Here is a 15,248-nt window from a genome sequence, read left to right as displayed (position 1 = left end):
GAGCGACAGGATCATCGTATTGATCGCGACAGACTTACCCGAGCCCGTGGTCCCGGCGATCAGGAGGTGGGGCATCTTGGCCAGGTTCGCGACAATCGGGGCACCGCCGATGTCTTTGCCCAAAGCCAGCGGCAGGCGTTGCTGGCCGTCGCCGAATTCGCGGCTGGCGAAGATCTCGCGCAGGAAGACCTTTTCGCGGTAAGCATTCGGCAGTTCGATCCCGATGACCGAGCGGCCCGGCACGGTCGAAACCCGTGCCGACAAAGCAGACATCGAGCGCGCGATGTCATCGGCCAGACCGATCACACGGCTGGCCTTCAGACCCGGCGCCGGCTCCAGCTCATACATCGTCACAACCGGGCCGGGGCGGACCGAGACGATCTCGCCCTTGACGCCGTAATCATCCAGCACCGATTCCAGCATCCGCGCGTTTTCTTCCAGCGCCTCATCGGAAAGCTGCTGGCCGGAAGTGCCCGAGGGCGCCGACAGCAAGGCCAGCGGCGGCAGTTCGAAATCCTGATGCGTCTCGTCGAAACGGAGCGAGGGCTGCGCCTCGGCCTGGGCACGGACCGACTGGGGAACCGGCTTTTTCACCGGCACCTGTACGATCGGGCGGCGATCCAGCACCGGCGCAAGGCGCGGCGCGGCCACCGGTGCCGGATCGTAATCGGGCTCATAATCCTCATCGGGCTGCCAGTCATCAACCGGTGTCTCATATGCCTGAGGTGCCGGCATCTGCGGCGCAGCCACGCGGCGCGCCATCAAAGGCGGCTCGGCACGGCCCGCGGCGGGCAGAACCGGTGCGATTGCAGGCGCCTCTTTTTCCCAGCTCTCCTCGCTCCAGGCGTCATCATCGCTGAATTCGTTACTGAATTCGTCCTGACCGTAAGCGCGATACTCTTCGGAATAGTCGTAGCCGTTTGCGGCCGCCTCATCCCAGGTCAGAGCATCGGTCTCTTCCATCTCATCGGCCTGGGCCAGCGCCTGGGCAGCGGTGAGCGGCGGCTCGGACATCTGCTGCAGGACGCGCGGTTCCTGCGGGATACGCGGGCGGGTATCGGCGATCAGCGGCGCCGGACGGCGCGGGCGCAGCATCGGCGGCTCTGCCCGGCGCGCGGCAATCGCAGCCTGCAACGGGGTCATCGGCGGCCCGGCAGGGGCTGCTGCAGCACTTCCGGCAGCGCCGCGGGCCCGCGCCCGGATCGCATCGGAAATCCGCGCGCGGATACGGTCATCGCCAGGGGCGGCAATGTCATATTGCTCGGCCGGGGAATGCGGTTCGACCAGTTCGGGCTCTGGGTCGACCACGCGGCGCATCCGGGCAAGGAAGCCCAGCTTTTCCTTCGGCATCTCCTGAACAGGCGCAACCGGCGCGGAATAACGCTGATCAGCGCGCAGGGTCGCAGGCGCGTTCCAGGCCGCACCCGCCGCCAGCGGAGCCGGTTCCGGATCGGCGATCAGCGCGGGTTCCGCCCGGGCAATCTCTGCACGCGCAACATCGGCGCGGCGCACCACGGAATTGCGGCTCTGCATCGGCTGCGGCGCACCGTAAGCCGAACTTTGTGCGGCCTGGCGCGGCTCGTGCCGGGGTTCATGGCGCGGCGATACCGGCGCCTCTTTTGCCATCCGGCGGCGTTCCATCATATCGCCCGCCACATTGCGCGCCCGGTCAAGCGCGCCCGACGCCCCCTTGCCCATCAGCTGCATCAGCATCGAATAAATCATGACCGAGCCATGCATCAGCACGAGGCGGATCGTCACCAGCTCGCCCCGGCTGAAGCCGGTCACGAACAAAAGCGCCGCGATGAGGCCGAAAAAGCTGAGGAAAGACACCACGCGCAGCGAAAACTCAATCGAGCCGGGCACGATGCCGACCAGGGCACCGACCACAGTATCGCCGAAAAGCCCGCCATAACCGAAGGAATGCGGCCAGCCCACAGGCACGGTCAGGGTCGAAGCCCAGGCCGAAGCCAGCGCCACACCACCCGCCGCAAAGACGATGCGGCCGATCACCCGATCCGCGCCGCAATGCAGGATAAAGCGCCCGCCCCACAGGCCAAGGATCAACGGGATCGACCAGGCGCCCTGCCCGATCAGGATCGTCAGGGTCGACGCCACAGCCGCCCCGAAACGTCCCAGAATATTGCGCGCCGGCTCCTGGGTGGAAACCATCCAGCCCGGATCCTCGGGCGAATAGCTCGACAGCATCAGCATCACCAGAAAAGCGGTCACGATCAGCGCAATGCCGATCAGCTCGCGGCCACGACGCTCCAGCATTGCCTGGGTGCCCTGATCGAGAAGGGGGTCTCGCTGTCTCATCTGAAAGCTCGCCATGCTTTAGCCGTCCCCTCAACCGAACAGGCAGTCACGAAGCTGAACCAGCCCGCGCCGCGTTTCTTCTTCGGGCGCAACAAGCGCCACCCTTACATAGCCCTTGCCCGGGTTCTCGCCCGCAACATCGCGCGAGAGATATTCCCCGGGCAGCACCCGCACCCCGGTCTGTTGCCAGAGCTTCAGCGTCGCCGCCTCGCCGTCCTGCACGGGCAGCCACAGGAACATGCCGCCATCGGGCAGCCGGAATCCCTGATGACCGGCGAACACCTCGGCGGCCATGCGGTATTTATTCTGGTAAAGCGCGAGGCTCGCAGCGACATGCGCCTCGTCGCGCCAGCAGGCCTCGGCCACCATCTGCAGGGGCAGCGGCAAAGGCGCGCCGGCAAAGGACCGCAACCGGCGGATCCGCGCCATAGACTCCGGCCCGGTCGCAACGAAACCCGAGCGCAGCCCGGGCATATTCGAACGCTTGGAAAGCGAATGGAAGACCGCGTATTTCTCGGGATCGGCACCCTTCTGACCGGCCACATCCAACAGACCCGGAGGCGGTGCCTCGCGCCAGATCTCGGAATAACATTCATCGGCGAAGAGGCGGAAATCGTGTTTCTCCGCAAGATCGAGCAGATCCGCGAGATAGTCACGCGGCGCCACTGCGCCCTGCGGATTGGCGGGCGAACAGATCCAGGCCACCACGGCGCGGTCCAGGACATCAGCCGGAAGCGCTGCATAATCGGGCAGAAAGCCGGTGGCGGCGGTGGCGGGCACATAGACCGGCTCGGCGCCCGCAGCCAATGCGGCCACGGCGTAAACCTGGTAGAACGGGTTCGGCATCAATACGACCGGGCGTTTACCACCCTTAACCTCGGGTGCCAGCGCGAGAGCCGCGTTGAACAGCCCTTCCCGCGTGCCGTTCAGCGCCATCAGCCGGTTTTCAGTAATTTCAACGCCGTAGCGACGCAGGATCCAGCCGGAAATCGCATCGAGCAGCCCGGGGGTTCCGTCATTCGGCGGATAGACCGCAAATCCCCCGACATTCGCCGCAAGGATCCCGGCGACGAAATCGGGCATCGGATGCTTCGGCTCGCCGATGGACATGGCAATCGGTTCGCCGCCCGGAGCGTGCGCATCGAGAAGTTTCCGCAGGCGCGGAAACGCGTAATCCGGCAGGTTCGAAAACCGCTCAGGGAATGCCATAGACTGCCTCTGCCCAGGGTCGTTGATCGCCCCGTTTGACGGTCAGCATAACGCCCTATCCTGCGGCGGTCCAGAATTTATCAACCATCCCCAGGGGGTTAAGGGCATAGATTGTGGCTTTTATGCCCGTGAAACTGCCGGCACGGTTCAGCCCAATGCGCGCTCTGCCGCCGACCCTACCCTGAGAAGCCGGTCCTCGCCCATGGCGGTGCCAAGAAACTGAATGCCGCAAGAGGGTTGCGAGGTCGGCAGCGTCAGCGCGGCAAGCCCCATCAGATTGCCGATCCGCGTATTCCTGAGCGCCAGCAGGTTCTCGCCGATATAGTAATCGCGGTCAGTCTGCAGCCGTTCCGCATCGGGTGGCAGGATCGGCGCGGTGGGCGTCAGGATCGCGTCAAAACCCGCCATCCGGTCACGCCAGAGCGCGCGGATCTCCTCGAGCCGCCGCCAGGCCGCAACATACTCTGCCGCCGTGATTGCAGAACCCGACCGGAAACGCTCAAGGATCGGCGCATACATCTTGCCAGGCGCCGCCTCGATGGTTTCGCGCCAGATCCCCCAGGCCTCGCCGGTGAACAATATCCCCGAAAGCGCCATCGCCTCTTTCAGCTCCGGCAGGTCCACCCGCTCGACCCGCGCCCGCGCCCGGGTCAGCGACGTGCAGGCATCGTGGAAGCCTTTGGCGGGCGCCTCGCGCAGATCGTCCAGCGCCACCGTCTCCAGCACCGCAAAGCGCATACCAGCGACCGCGCTGCCGGTCAGATCAGGGGCGCGCCGCCCTTCCAGCGCGGCAAGCAGCAGCGCGCAATCCTCGACCGAATGGGCCAGCGGGCCGACCGTGTCGAACCGCTCGCATAAAGGCACCACGCCCCGGCCCGACAGCCGGCCCGGGCTGGTTTTCAGCCCTGTCAGATCATTCCAGGCCGCCGGGATGCGCACCGATCCGCCGGTATCCGACCCGATCGCCGCCGGTGCCAGCCCGAAAGCCACCGAGGCCGCCGCCCCCGAAGAAGAGCCCCCGGGCACGGCGCGTTCGTCATTCAGGCAAGGCGGTGTCGCGGTGACCGGGTTCAGCCCCAGGCCGGAAAAAGCCAGTTCCGACATATGGGTCTTGCCCAGACAGACCAGCCCGGAAAGCGTTGCCATTTCAAGGGTTTCCGCATCACGCTCCGGCACACGGCCGCGCAGCAGCGCCGATCCGGCTTCGGTCGCTGTGCCGGCGCTGTCGAAATTATCCTTCCAGCTGACCGGAACCCCGTCGAGCGGCCCCTTGCGAAAACCGGTCCGCGCGCGGTCGGCGGCACCCACCGCCTCGGACCGCGCCCGCGCCTCGGTCGCGCGGGCATAGATGCGCTTTGACAGCGGGTGGTTCGCGATCTGCTCAAGGAAAGCCTCGGCCAGTTCGACCGGGTGGATGCGGCCATCGCCGATGCTGCGCCCGAGATCCGCCGCCGTCATATTGAACCAGATGCCGCTCATGTCGCCCGTCTCTCCGCCAGTCTCGCCACCATTCGCGCCGACGCTAGCGACATGTCGCGCGGGCGACAATCCCGCGCATGGACAAACCGCCGCGCCGGGTCTAGCCATGCCCTATGACGAAGCGGAACCAACACAGCGATGTGCTGATTGCGGGCGGCGGGCTGAACGGGCCGGCGCTGGCGCTGGCTTTGGCGCAAGGCGGGCTGTCGGTCACGGTGGTCGATCAGCGCCCGGCGCCTGCGCGCGCCGAGGTCGGGTTTGACGGTCGCGCCTATGCGCTGTCCATCGCCTCGAAACGACTCCTGAGCGCAATCGGGATCTGGGATCAGGTCGCTGATAAATCGCAGCCGATCCACCGCATCAAAGCCAGCGACGGACGGCCAGGCGAAGGCCCCGCGCCGTTTTTCCTGAATTTCGACGCGGATGAGATCGAAGAAGGCCCGATGGGCTTTATGCTCGAGGACCGCTTCCTCTATGCAGCCTTTCTCGATGCGATGCGCGAGACGCCGGGCGTCACGCTGATCTCGGGCGAGACGGTCACAGACCAGTCGGCGGGCGCGGCGGGGGTGGGCGTGGCGCTTGGGTCGGGCGAGACCCTGGCGGCGCGGCTGCTCGTGGGCTGTGACGGGCGCGGCTCGGGCGTGGCGGCGCGTGCAGGCATCCGCCGGCTGGGCGCAGGCTACGGCCAGACCGCGCTGGTGACGGCGGTGCGCCACGAGATCCATCATCAGGGCTGCGCGCAGCAATTCTTCATGCCGGGCGGGCCTCTGGCGATCCTGCCTTTGGCAGGCGGCCATCATTCCTCGATCGTCTGGAGCGAGGAGAGCGGGCTTGCGGCCCGGATCGCCGCGCTGGATGACGGGGATTTCCTGACTGCACTGAAGCCCCGTTTCGGCGGTTACCTGGGCGAGATCAGCCTTGCCGGCGCACGGTTCACCTATCCGCTGTCGCTGTCGCTGGCCGAGCATTTCGTGTCGGACCGTGTGGCCCTGGTCGGCGACGCAGCCCATGGCGTCCATCCCGTGGCGGGCCAGGGGCTGAACCTTGGCCTGCGCGATGTGGCGGCCCTGACCGAGGTGCTGATCATGGCCCAGCGCCGTGGCGAAGACATAGGCGGCGGTGTTGCGCTGGAAGAATATCAGCGCTGGCGCCGGTTTGATTCGACGCTGCTGGCGCTTGGCATGGATGCGGTGACGCGGCTTTTCTCGAACGATAATCCGATCCTGCGGCTGGGCCGCGATCTGGGGCTGGGAGCGATCAATGCCACGCCAGGCCTCAGACGCCGCTTCATCCGCCAGGCGGCGGGCCTGAGCGGCGAGCTTCCGAAACTGCTGACAGGCCGGCCCGTCTGAGGGGCCCGTCTGAACAGCCGGTCAGAAATGGCTCAGACGGGAACGAACACGCCCTTTTCGGGATCAAACTGTTCCAGCTCGCCCTCACCGGTATTGTTCCACATGCCGTGCAGCGTCAGCATGTCATTCTCGACCGCGTTTTTCACGAAGGGGAAGGTCATCAGGTTCTCAAGGCTGACCAGCACCGCCTCTTTCTCAAGCGCGGGCAGGATCACATCTTCGGGCAGATGCGCGACTTTCTCGAAGCCAGGGCGCAGAATATCCATCCAGCGGCCGACAAAACTGGTCTTTTCTTCCAGTTCGGGCGCATGGCCGGTGCACATGTCATGGCAGCCCTTAACGCCACCGCAATTCGAATGGCCGACCACCAGGATATGCGCGACCTTCAGCGCCGTCACCGCATATTCCACCGCTGCCGAAGTGCCGTGATTCTTGCCATCGGGCGTATAGGGGGGCACGAGGCCCGCGATATTGCGGTGAATGAAGAACTCACCCTCATCCGCGCCGAAAATCGAGGTGACATGGACGCGGCTGTCGCAGCAGGAAATCACCATGGCGCGCGGATGCTGACCGCTTTCCGCAAGGCGGCGATACCACGCCCGGTTGTTCTGATAGCTGGTTGCACGCCAGCCGTGAAAGCGCTGGACAAGGTACTGCGGAAGAATGCGGGCCTGGATCATGGGCTTGCTCCTTGGTTGCTCTGAGTACTTCGCATTTGCAGAAATTGCGAGGGGCAAAATCGCCACAAAACCGATGCGAGCCCTGCAGGTTTAGCGAAGTCGAAAGCAAATCGCTGCAAAGATCTGTGTGGGTAATGGGAAATTTCCGCCAGGGCGGCGCGCGTTGTGATCGCTCTGGCGGTGGTTTTGGGGGTTTGGCCTGGTGGGGCCACGGGGTAAGGCAATGGGGACCATACAGATGCTGCATCCGCAGGAGCGGATCTTGCAGGATGGCGAAGTAATCGCGTCGATCTATCGCAGCCTCGGCACGGCTGCGGCCGATCAAGTCGTAAGCCGCGCACTGGGAGAGCTGGCTCTGGTGCTGGCGGGTCTGGCCAGTCAGATCCGCGATCACGAATTGCAAAGCGCCGACCGGCAGCTGCAAAAGCTCCGCGCCATGGCGGAAAACCTCGGCATGCAGAGCCTGGAGCGCGCGGTATCGGATGCGCGCCTTTGCCTGAGACGGGGCGATGGCACGGCTTTCGCCGCGGTCTGGGCGCGGATTTTGCGGATCGCGCGGCGCTCGCTCAACCCTGGTCCGGAATTCGCCGATGGATCGCTGTAGCCACTGCTGCGGGCCGGGAAAGGTCTCGGGATCACCTGTGTGTTCCCCTCTCGCGAGCGCCCCTTGCAGCCGGAAGCCCGCCAGGCCAGTCTCGCGCAATCACTGACCGCGCGCACCAGGCCCCGGCCTGGCGGCGACATAGAACCGGACCCGATCATGTCAGAGCAGACCAGAGCAGAGCCCCGTTTCCTCGAACCAGGCGCGGAGTCTCTGCCGCTCTATATCGTCACCCCTGCCGGCCTGCCGGAGTTCCTGGCCGGAGAAGGCGCCGCATTCGCGCCCTGGCTGCAGGCCAGCGGCTTTGAGGCGGCGGCGGGCGAACTGCGGTTGCTCCCCGGCGGAGATGGCATCAGGGGCGCGGTTGCGGGGTTGGGCACAGACCGCGCCCGGGCCCGGCAGCGCTTTGTGCTGGCCAAAGCCGCAAGCGCCCTGCCCGAGGGCACGAGCTGGCATTTCGCAACCGATCTCGCCGCCGATCTCGCCTCTGAGGCGGCGCTCGGCTGGCTCCTGGCCTCCTACCGGTTCGACCGCTACCGCCCCGGCAAAGCCCCGGCGCGGCCTGCACAACTCGTGGTGCCCGCCGGCGTCAATGCGCGGCGGATCGAAGCAATGGCGGCGGGCGAATTCCTCACCCGTGATCTGATCAACACCCCTGCCCGCGATATGGGCCCCGACGAGCTGGAAAACGCCTTCCTCGCGCTCGCCGCAGAATATGGTGCCACCACGCAGGTGATCCGGGGTGATGATCTGATCACGCAGAATTTTCCGCTGATTCATGCGGTTGGCCAGGCCAGCCCGCGCGCACCGCGCCTGCTTGACCTTCGCTGGGGCAGCACGGGCCCGCGCCTCACCCTGGTCGGCAAGGGCGTCTGTTTCGACACGGGCGGCCTCGATATCAAACCGCCAAACGGCATGCTCCTGATGAAAAAGGACATGGGGGGGGCTGCCACCACCATGGGCCTTGCAAAGATGATCATGGCCCTGAACCTGCCGATCCGGCTGCGGCTGCTGGTGCCAGCGGTGGAAAACGTGATCGCGGGCAATGCCCAAAAGCCGAAAGACATCGTGACCAGCCGCAAGGGGCTGACGGTCGAGATCAATGACACCGATGCCGAAGGCCGCCTCGTGCTCGCCGATGCGCTGGCCTTTGCGACCGAGGAAGAGACGGATGCGCTGATCACCATGGCGACGCTGACCGGCGCCGCGCGGATCGCGGTCGGCCCCGATCTCGCCCCCTATTGGGCGCAGGATGACGCAATGGCCGCAGCCCTGGAACGCGGCGCGACATCCGGCTTCGACCCGGTCTGGCGGCTGCCCTTCCACGAGGCTTACGAGCCGGTGATCGAACCCGGGATCGCTGATCTCGACAATGCGCCCGGCTTCGGCTTTGCCGGGGCGATCACGGCGGCGCTTTTCCTGCGCCGTTTTGCCGATCACCCGCGCTATATGCATTTCGACATCTACGGCCATACACCCTCTGACGCCCCGGCGCGGCCCAAAGGCGGCGCAGGCCAGGGCGCGCGCGCGATCCTGAACGCCCTTCCCGAAATCCTGGGTCTTTAAGGATGGGCCACTGACATGGACCGCCGGCTGACCCCGTTTTCCGGCCGGATCGGCCATATCTCGCTCCTGAACCGCATCGCGGATGTACCCCTGACCGAGGGCGAGCCGGCGCGGATCGCAACCCCGCTGGCGCCGCTTCTCGCCGCGCCGGCAGGGGCGATTGACCGGCAGCTGATCTTTGGCGATGAGGTCACGACGATCGACCGGCGGGAGGGCCATGTCTTCGTGATGGCCGGGAAAGACGACTATTGTGGCTGGGTGGCGGAAACCAGCCTCACCACGCCGCGCGCGGCCTCGCACCGCGTGCAAAGCCCGGCCACCCATCTTTACCCGGAGCCCCGCGTCCAGGCCCCGCCGCTGATGCCCCTCTGGCTGAATGCCCGCGTCACGGTGACCGGCGAAACCGGCGCCTGGGCGGAAACCCCTGATGGTTTTCTCCCGAAATCGCATCTCGCGGCGCTGGACCAGGTCGCGCCTGATCCGGTCACGGTCGCGCAATCCCTCCTCCACGCTCCCTATCTCTGGGGCGGCAATTCCGCCGCTGGAGTCGATTGTTCGGGCCTTGTGCAACTGGCCTTCCATGCCGCCGGCCTCGCCTGCCCGGGCGACAGCGATCTGCAGCAGAGCATCGGCCAGGCCATCCCCGACAGCGCGCCCCTGCAACGCGGCGACCTTTTGTTCTGGAAAGGCCATGTCGCGCTGATGGTCAGCCCGACCCGGCTGATCCACGCCAATGGGTATTCGATGTCGGTGGCCTATGAAGACCTCACGGCCGCCATCGCCAGAATTCAGTCCCACTACGGGGGCGATCTCATCACCCGCCGCCGCCCCTGACAGCAGATCCGTCGGAACATTGCGCGGCGGCAATTTATCCCGGCAATAACATGCAAGGGTCCTGCGGGGCCGGCATCCATCCGGCAGCCAGGCTGAAATCGTTCCTCTCAGCCCTCAGCCGACGGGCCGGATCAGCTTGCGCTCCAGCACTCTGAGCACCTGTTCCAGCTCATGCCCGCGCCGCAGCACCTGGCCACCCTCACCGAGAACGGCATAGATCCCCTGCTTCAGCCGCAGCTTCGGGCGCTTCTCGATGCGGTAAAGCGGGGTCTCGGCGCTGCGGCGGAAGACCGAGAAAACGGCCGCCTCCCGCCCATGCGAAATGCCGTAATCCCGCCATTCGCCGGCGGCCACCATCATCCCGTAAAGCCGCAGGATTACAGAGAGTTCCTGCCGCTGAAACGCGACGATCTCCGGCTCTTTACCACCCGCCGGAAAGGGAAGGGGCGCTTCCATGTTCATGCAACCAGTCTGCCCGCCGCTTTGCCACAAATCAAGCGCTGCGCGACACAGTCTGGTTACACTCCGGGTCCCACCCCTGTCTCAGGCCGCATCTCTGGCCTCGCCCGTTCGTCGGGTTCAGGCCAATCCGGCGGCGGCGCGAACCTCACCGGTCACCAGCCCGCGCCAGTTCTTTTGCACCGGGTTGAGCCAGCGCGACACCTGCGGATCGCCCGCCTCCACCACGCCCAGCCGCACCAGCAGCGCAGCAATCGCGGCTTCAGAGGCGCGGTGATTGCCGTCGACGGCCTTGATCGCGATGCCGATGCCCCGTTCCGGCAGGATGCCGATAAACACCCCTTCGGCGCCGGTCTTCACCGCCGCGCGGCCACTCGCGGCTCGCATCAGCCCGGTACAGGCGCGGCCTTCGCCCGCGACCAGTTCGGGATGCGCCATCATCGCCTCGCGCAGCGCAACCATCGCCCCGGCCCTGGCGCCCTGCCCCGGTTTCGCATTGGCAAAACCGGCCATTGCGCGGCCAAGCCCTTCCAGGCTCAGCGCGAAATTCGGCGCCGAGCAGCCATCAATCCCCCAGCCCGAGATCTCCTCGCCCGCAACCTCAGAGGTCGCCTCGCGGATCGCACGCTGCAAAGGATGGTCGATCTCGTGATAATCGGGGCCCCAGCCCTGATGCTGCACCACGGTCAGGAAACCGCAATGTTTGCCCGAACAATTATTGTGCAGCTGGCAGGGCGCCTCTCCCTCGCGGATCAGCCGGTTGCGCTCCTCGCGGTCGGCGGGCTCATGCGCGCCACAGCGCAGATCCGGCTCGACAAGTCCCAGATCTTCCAGCCAGCGCCCGGTCTTTGACACATGCAGATGCGCGCCCTCATGGCTTGCGCAGGCCAGTGCCAGATGCTCGCTCCCCAGCCCGCGATCCGCCGCCGCGCCGGTTTCGATCAAAGGCAGAGCCTGGATCATCTTGCACGACGAGCGGGGAAAAATCACCGCCGACGGATTCCCCCATGCCTCGATGATCCCCTTGGCATCGCAGATCACCGCATGCCCCAGATGGGTGCTTTCCAGCACGCCACCGCGCCAGAGTTCCGCCAGCGGAGCCGCTCCGCTATCGACCCTGCGACCGTCACTTCCTGTTTTCCGCGCCATTCCGTCCCTCACAGATGTGCGATTTTCTGCGCAGAGGGCTTTTACCCCCTGCCATTTTTAAGTATTTCTGCAATATCGGGTTCAGAAAGCGCCTGCCAGATCAGAATGGCCCCTATCAGAACGGCCGCAAGACTGAGGCAAGGCGTAAACAGAGGCAAGAGACAGCTTGGAGGCTGCGTCAGACATATGACTATCGCCCTTCGTCGCGCCATTGGCGTCTGCGCAATCATCCTGGCCGCCCCCTTCGCGGCATCGGCTCAGGAATCGACCAATCTCGTCACGTCAATGACGGACTGGAACGTCTTTGTGGACGGCAACCCGAAAGAATGCTGGGGCGTCTCGAAACCGCGGGAATCCGTCAATACCAAGGATGGCCAGCCGGTTTCAGTGCGGCGTGGTGACGTTCTGCTTTTCGTGACCTATCGTCCGGGTGTGGCGCCGCAAGTGTCATTCACCGGTGGCTACCCCTTTGCCAGCGGCTCGACCGTGACGGTCGCGGTCGGCAGCTCGACCTTTAATCTGTTCTCGGATGGCGAATGGGCCTGGTCGGGTTCGGCCGAAGACGATGTCACCCTGATCCGCGCGCTGCGCGGCGGTGCCGATGCGGTGATCACGGCGCGTTCGGGCCGTGGCACCCAGACCCGCGACAAGTTCAGCCTGCGCGGTTTCTCGGCCGCGATGGATGACGCGGCTGCACGCTGCAAATAAGCCGGTTCACCAGCAAATGTTACGCGCTCCGCCCTTGGCGGGGCGCTTTCATTTTCGCCACTTTCATTTTCGGGGCCAATCGCATATAGCGCGCCCTGACAACAGCCAGATCGCCTGTAGCAAGGCTCTATCCTGAAGGATCTGCCAGATGAACGACCTTACCCCCGCCCGCGCGGTTGATGCCCCGATCACGCAAGATGTGATGACGATTCCGCGCAAACTGCCGGAGACGGACAAGGTCAATCTCGTCGGCCTGACCCGCGCCCAGCTGAAAGACGCGCTGATCGCCGCCGGCACGCCCGAGAAACAGGCTAAGATGCGGGTCGGCCAGGTCTGGCAATGGGTTTACTATTGGGGCGTGCGCGATTTCGCACTGATGACCAATCTCGCGAAAGACTACCGCGCGCTGCTGGCGGCGAAATTCGAGATTGCACTGCCCGAGATCGTGACGCGCCAGGTCTCGGCCGATGGCACCCGCAAATACCTTCTGCGCATCGCCGGTGGCCATGAGGTCGAGGCGGTCTATATTCCCGAGGAAGGCCGCGGCACGCTTTGTGTGTCGAGCCAGGTCGGCTGCACGCTGACCTGTTCCTTCTGCCATACCGGCACGCAGAAACTGGTGCGCAACCTGACGGCGGGCGAAATCGTCGGCCAGGTCATGCTGGCGCGCGACGACCTCGGCGAATGGCCCGAACCCGGCCAGGGCTCGACCGGCGAGCGGCTTTTGTCGAATATCGTGCTGATGGGCATGGGCGAGCCGCTCTATAATTTCGACTCCGTCCGTGACGCGATGCTGATCGTGCGCGATGATGAGGGCATCGCTTTGGGCCGCCGCCGCATCACGCTTTCGACCTCGGGCGTGGTGCCGGAGATTGCGCGCTGCGCCGAAGAAATCGGCTGCCAGCTTGCGATCAGCTTCCACGCCACCACGGATGAGGTGCGTGACAAACTGGTGCCGATCAACAAGAAATGGAACCTCGCGACGCTGCTGGGCGCGCTGCGCGACTATCCGCGCCTGTCGAATTCGGAACGCATCACCTTTGAATATGTGATGCTCAAGGGCGTGAACGACTCCGACGCCGATGCGCGCCGGCTGGTGAAGCTGATCCAGGGCATCCCCGCCAAGATCAACCTGATCCCCTTCAACGAATGGCCGGGCTCGCCCTATGAACGCTCGGACTGGGAACGGATCGAGGCTTTCGCCGATATCATCTACAAGGCCGGCTATGCCTCGCCGATCCGCACCCCGCGTGGCGAGGATATTATGGCGGCCTGTGGTCAGCTGAAATCCGCGACCGAACGCGCGCGCAAATCCCGCGCACAGATCGCAGCGGAAACCGCAGGCGCCTGAGAAATCCGAGATGGCTGCGATATTGCAACCGTAATGTCGCAGGGCTGAGACCTGACTGTCAGAAAGCGCCGCTACCTGTCCCGCCATGAAACGCGACGACAGGAGTTCGCCCATGCGCCCCGGCTTCACCCTTGCTTTGACCACTGCCCTGACCGGCCTCATCGCCCTGCCCGCCATGGCGGAAGAGAAGTTCCCCGTCAGTCTGGCCGGCCATGCTTTCCTGCCGGCCTTTACCATGGTGACCCCACCGGCCGACGCGCCACGTGACCTCTGGGTCTCGGGGAAGTTCACCGGCAAGACCCGCAATGAGGCGCCGATGAGCGTGATGGGGGATGTCGGCAAGGCCTATGGCGCGCATCCGACCGGGATTTCGCTGCCCTTCATCGGCCAGCCGGTGCAGGGCTTGTCGGGCTTTGCGATGAACCGCGCGGAAGATGGCAGCTGGTTCACGCTGACCGATAACGGGTTCGGCTCAAAGCTGAATTCCCCCGACGCGATGCTGATGTTCCACCGCCTGGCCCCCGATTTCACCTCTGGCAAGGTCGAACGGCTGGAGACGGTGTTCCTGAAGGATCCCGGCCATGTCGTCCCCTTCCGCATCGCGAATGAGGGCACGGAAAGCCGATATCTGACCGGCGCGGATTTCGACCCGGAATCGATCCAGTACCTGAATGACGAGATCTGGATCGGCGAGGAATTCGGCCCCTTCATCCTGCGCGTCGGCCTCGATGGCGTGGTGAAATCGGTGCATCAGACCATGATGGATGGCGTGGCCCTGACCGGCCCCGACACGCCCGGCACCGTGGTTCCTGCGGTTCCCGGCACCGATTACCGCGTCCAGCGCTCGGGCGGCTATGAGGGTATGGGGCTGCAGCCCGGCAGCAATCTGCTGTGGGGTATGCTGGAAAAACCGCTGCTGATCGAAGGCGGCGAGATCGAGGGCGATTTCCTGCGCGTCTTCACCTTTGACACGGTCAAAGCCGACTGGACCGGCGACAGCTTCAAATTCCGCCTGGCAGAAGGCGCAAAAGCCATCGGCGATCTCAACTTCATCGACGAGACCCGCGCTTTGGTGATCGAGCGCGACAATGGTGAAGGCGACGCCGCGCTGGCCTGTGCCGAGGGCGCGACTGATATGGCCAGCTGCTACCCGCAGCCGGCACGGGTGAAGAATATCGTGCTGGTCGACACCGCCGCGATTGACGCGGATGGCTTCATCAGACGCATCGGCCATATCGACCTGATGGATATCCAGGATCCGGACGGCAAGGCACTGGCCGGGCTGAAACCGGCAGAGGGGCCGTTCACCTTCCCCTTCTTCACCATCGAGGATGTGGCGCGGGTGGATGAGACCCATATCCTGGTCGCCAATGACAATAACCTGCCCTTCTCGGGCGGGCGTGAGATCGGTCGCGCGGCGGATAACGAGTTCATCCTGCTCTCGGTGCCGGAACTGCTTGCAGCACGCTGAAGCCGTTTCGGCCCCGGGGCGTGCCCCCCGGGGCCGGGCGCCTTGGGCGCTACATTCCTTCCAAAGGCCG

General features: G+C 65.1%; 13 protein-coding genes. 7 read left to right on the top strand and 6 right to left on the bottom strand.

Annotated features, from left to right (window positions below):
* From BLW25_RS16520 to BLW25_RS16510, 3 genes are all read right to left on the bottom strand, one after another.
* Positions 1 to 2,319, bottom strand: a 2,319-nt coding sequence (locus BLW25_RS16520; protein ID WP_171909591.1) for a DNA translocase FtsK, incomplete at its 3' end; no start/stop codon positions are given.
* Between the two features lie 30 nt (positions 2,320 to 2,349).
* Positions 2,350 to 3,528, bottom strand: a complete 1,179-nt coding sequence (locus BLW25_RS16515) for an aminotransferase class I/II-fold pyridoxal phosphate-dependent enzyme (RefSeq protein WP_092901165.1) — start codon at positions 3,526 to 3,528, stop codon at positions 2,350 to 2,352.
* Between the two features lie 147 nt (positions 3,529 to 3,675).
* The gene (locus BLW25_RS16510) at positions 3,676 to 5,007 is read right to left on the bottom strand and encodes an amidase (RefSeq protein WP_092901162.1); all 1,332 of its coding nucleotides are present in this window, start codon (positions 5,005 to 5,007) and stop codon (positions 3,676 to 3,678) included.
* 113 nt (positions 5,008 to 5,120) lie between these two features.
* Here BLW25_RS16510 and BLW25_RS16505 point away from each other — a divergent pair, with 113 nt between their 5' ends.
* The gene (locus tag BLW25_RS16505; RefSeq protein WP_092901160.1) at positions 5,121 to 6,359 is read left to right on the top strand and encodes an FAD-dependent monooxygenase; all 1,239 of its coding nucleotides are present in this window, start codon (positions 5,121 to 5,123) and stop codon (positions 6,357 to 6,359) included.
* A gap of 32 nt (positions 6,360 to 6,391) precedes the next feature.
* On the opposite strand, the gene BLW25_RS16500 is transcribed toward BLW25_RS16505, so the two are convergent.
* The gene (locus BLW25_RS16500) at positions 6,392 to 7,039 is read right to left on the bottom strand and encodes a carbonic anhydrase (RefSeq protein WP_092901157.1); all 648 of its coding nucleotides are present in this window, start codon (positions 7,037 to 7,039) and stop codon (positions 6,392 to 6,394) included.
* A gap of 238 nt (positions 7,040 to 7,277) precedes the next feature.
* Here BLW25_RS16500 and BLW25_RS16495 point away from each other — a divergent pair, with 238 nt between their 5' ends.
* The 3 genes from BLW25_RS16495 to BLW25_RS16485 all read left to right on the top strand — a co-directional run bounded on the left by BLW25_RS16495 (position 7,278) and on the right by BLW25_RS16485 (position 10,040).
* The gene (locus BLW25_RS16495) at positions 7,278 to 7,643 is read left to right on the top strand and encodes a hypothetical protein (protein ID WP_249496414.1); all 366 of its coding nucleotides are present in this window, start codon (positions 7,278 to 7,280) and stop codon (positions 7,641 to 7,643) included.
* A gap of 156 nt (positions 7,644 to 7,799) precedes the next feature.
* Positions 7,800 to 9,206 (top strand): leucyl aminopeptidase family protein, encoded by a 1,407-nt coding sequence (locus tag BLW25_RS16490; protein WP_092901151.1) that lies wholly within the window; start codon positions 7,800 to 7,802, stop codon positions 9,204 to 9,206.
* A gap of 15 nt (positions 9,207 to 9,221) precedes the next feature.
* Positions 9,222 to 10,040, top strand: a complete 819-nt coding sequence (locus tag BLW25_RS16485) for a C40 family peptidase (protein WP_092901148.1) — start codon at positions 9,222 to 9,224, stop codon at positions 10,038 to 10,040.
* A gap of 114 nt (positions 10,041 to 10,154) precedes the next feature.
* Here the strand turns inward: BLW25_RS16485 and BLW25_RS16480 are convergent, their stop codons facing one another.
* Positions 10,155 to 10,496, bottom strand: a complete 342-nt coding sequence (locus BLW25_RS16480; RefSeq protein WP_249496411.1) for a DUF2794 domain-containing protein — start codon at positions 10,494 to 10,496, stop codon at positions 10,155 to 10,157.
* Between the two features lie 123 nt (positions 10,497 to 10,619).
* Positions 10,620 to 11,648 carry an asparaginase gene (locus tag BLW25_RS16475; RefSeq protein WP_092901142.1) on the bottom strand — a complete coding sequence of 343 codons (1,029 nt, stop codon included), beginning with the start codon at positions 11,646 to 11,648 and terminating at the stop codon, positions 10,620 to 10,622.
* A gap of 186 nt (positions 11,649 to 11,834) precedes the next feature.
* Here BLW25_RS16475 and BLW25_RS16470 point away from each other — a divergent pair, with 186 nt between their 5' ends.
* From BLW25_RS16470 to BLW25_RS16460, 3 genes are all read left to right on the top strand, one after another.
* Entirely contained in the window at positions 11,835 to 12,356 is a 522-nt protein-coding gene (locus BLW25_RS16470; RefSeq protein WP_092901139.1) for an invasion associated locus B family protein, read from the top strand.
* 148 nt (positions 12,357 to 12,504) lie between these two features.
* Complete coding sequence (rlmN, locus tag BLW25_RS16465; protein WP_092901136.1) at positions 12,505 to 13,707, top strand: dual-specificity RNA methyltransferase RlmN; 1,203 nt, start codon at positions 12,505 to 12,507, stop codon at positions 13,705 to 13,707.
* Positions 13,708 to 13,819: 112 nt separating this feature from the next.
* Positions 13,820 to 15,178 (top strand): esterase-like activity of phytase family protein, encoded by a 1,359-nt coding sequence (locus tag BLW25_RS16460; RefSeq protein WP_092901132.1) that lies wholly within the window; start codon positions 13,820 to 13,822, stop codon positions 15,176 to 15,178.
* Positions 15,179 to 15,248: the final 70 nt, after the last annotated feature.

Origin of the sequence: Rhodobacter sp. 24-YEA-8 (assembly GCF_900105075.1) — a bacterium.
Lineage (GTDB): Bacteria > Pseudomonadota > Alphaproteobacteria > Rhodobacterales > Rhodobacteraceae > Pseudogemmobacter.
The sequence above is the reverse complement of the archived record's forward strand: the minus strand, read 5'-3'. Positions and strand labels throughout refer to the sequence as shown.

Bases quoted from the DNA above. Each gene is read 5' to 3' on its own strand.
- BLW25_RS16515 (WP_092901165.1), bottom strand. From the start codon at position 3,528: ATGGCATTCCCTGAGCGGTTTTCGAACCTGCCGGATTACGCGTTTCCG.
- BLW25_RS16510 (WP_092901162.1), bottom strand. From the start codon at position 5,007: ATGAGCGGCATCTGGTTCAATATGACGGCGGCGGATCTCGGGCGCAGC.
- BLW25_RS16505 (WP_092901160.1), top strand. From the start codon at position 5,121: ATGACGAAGCGGAACCAACACAGCGATGTGCTGATTGCGGGCGGCGGG.
- BLW25_RS16500 (WP_092901157.1), bottom strand. From the start codon at position 7,039: ATGATCCAGGCCCGCATTCTTCCGCAGTACCTTGTCCAGCGCTTTCAC.
- BLW25_RS16495 (WP_249496414.1), top strand. From the start codon at position 7,278: ATGCTGCATCCGCAGGAGCGGATCTTGCAGGATGGCGAAGTAATCGCG.
- BLW25_RS16490 (WP_092901151.1), top strand. From the start codon at position 7,800: ATGTCAGAGCAGACCAGAGCAGAGCCCCGTTTCCTCGAACCAGGCGCG.
- BLW25_RS16485 (WP_092901148.1), top strand. From the start codon at position 9,222: ATGGACCGCCGGCTGACCCCGTTTTCCGGCCGGATCGGCCATATCTCG.
- BLW25_RS16480 (WP_249496411.1), bottom strand. From the start codon at position 10,496: ATGGAAGCGCCCCTTCCCTTTCCGGCGGGTGGTAAAGAGCCGGAGATC.
- BLW25_RS16475 (WP_092901142.1), bottom strand. From the start codon at position 11,648: ATGGCGCGGAAAACAGGAAGTGACGGTCGCAGGGTCGATAGCGGAGCG.
- BLW25_RS16470 (WP_092901139.1), top strand. From the start codon at position 11,835: ATGACTATCGCCCTTCGTCGCGCCATTGGCGTCTGCGCAATCATCCTG.
- rlmN (WP_092901136.1), top strand. From the start codon at position 12,505: ATGAACGACCTTACCCCCGCCCGCGCGGTTGATGCCCCGATCACGCAA.
- BLW25_RS16460 (WP_092901132.1), top strand. From the start codon at position 13,820: ATGCGCCCCGGCTTCACCCTTGCTTTGACCACTGCCCTGACCGGCCTC.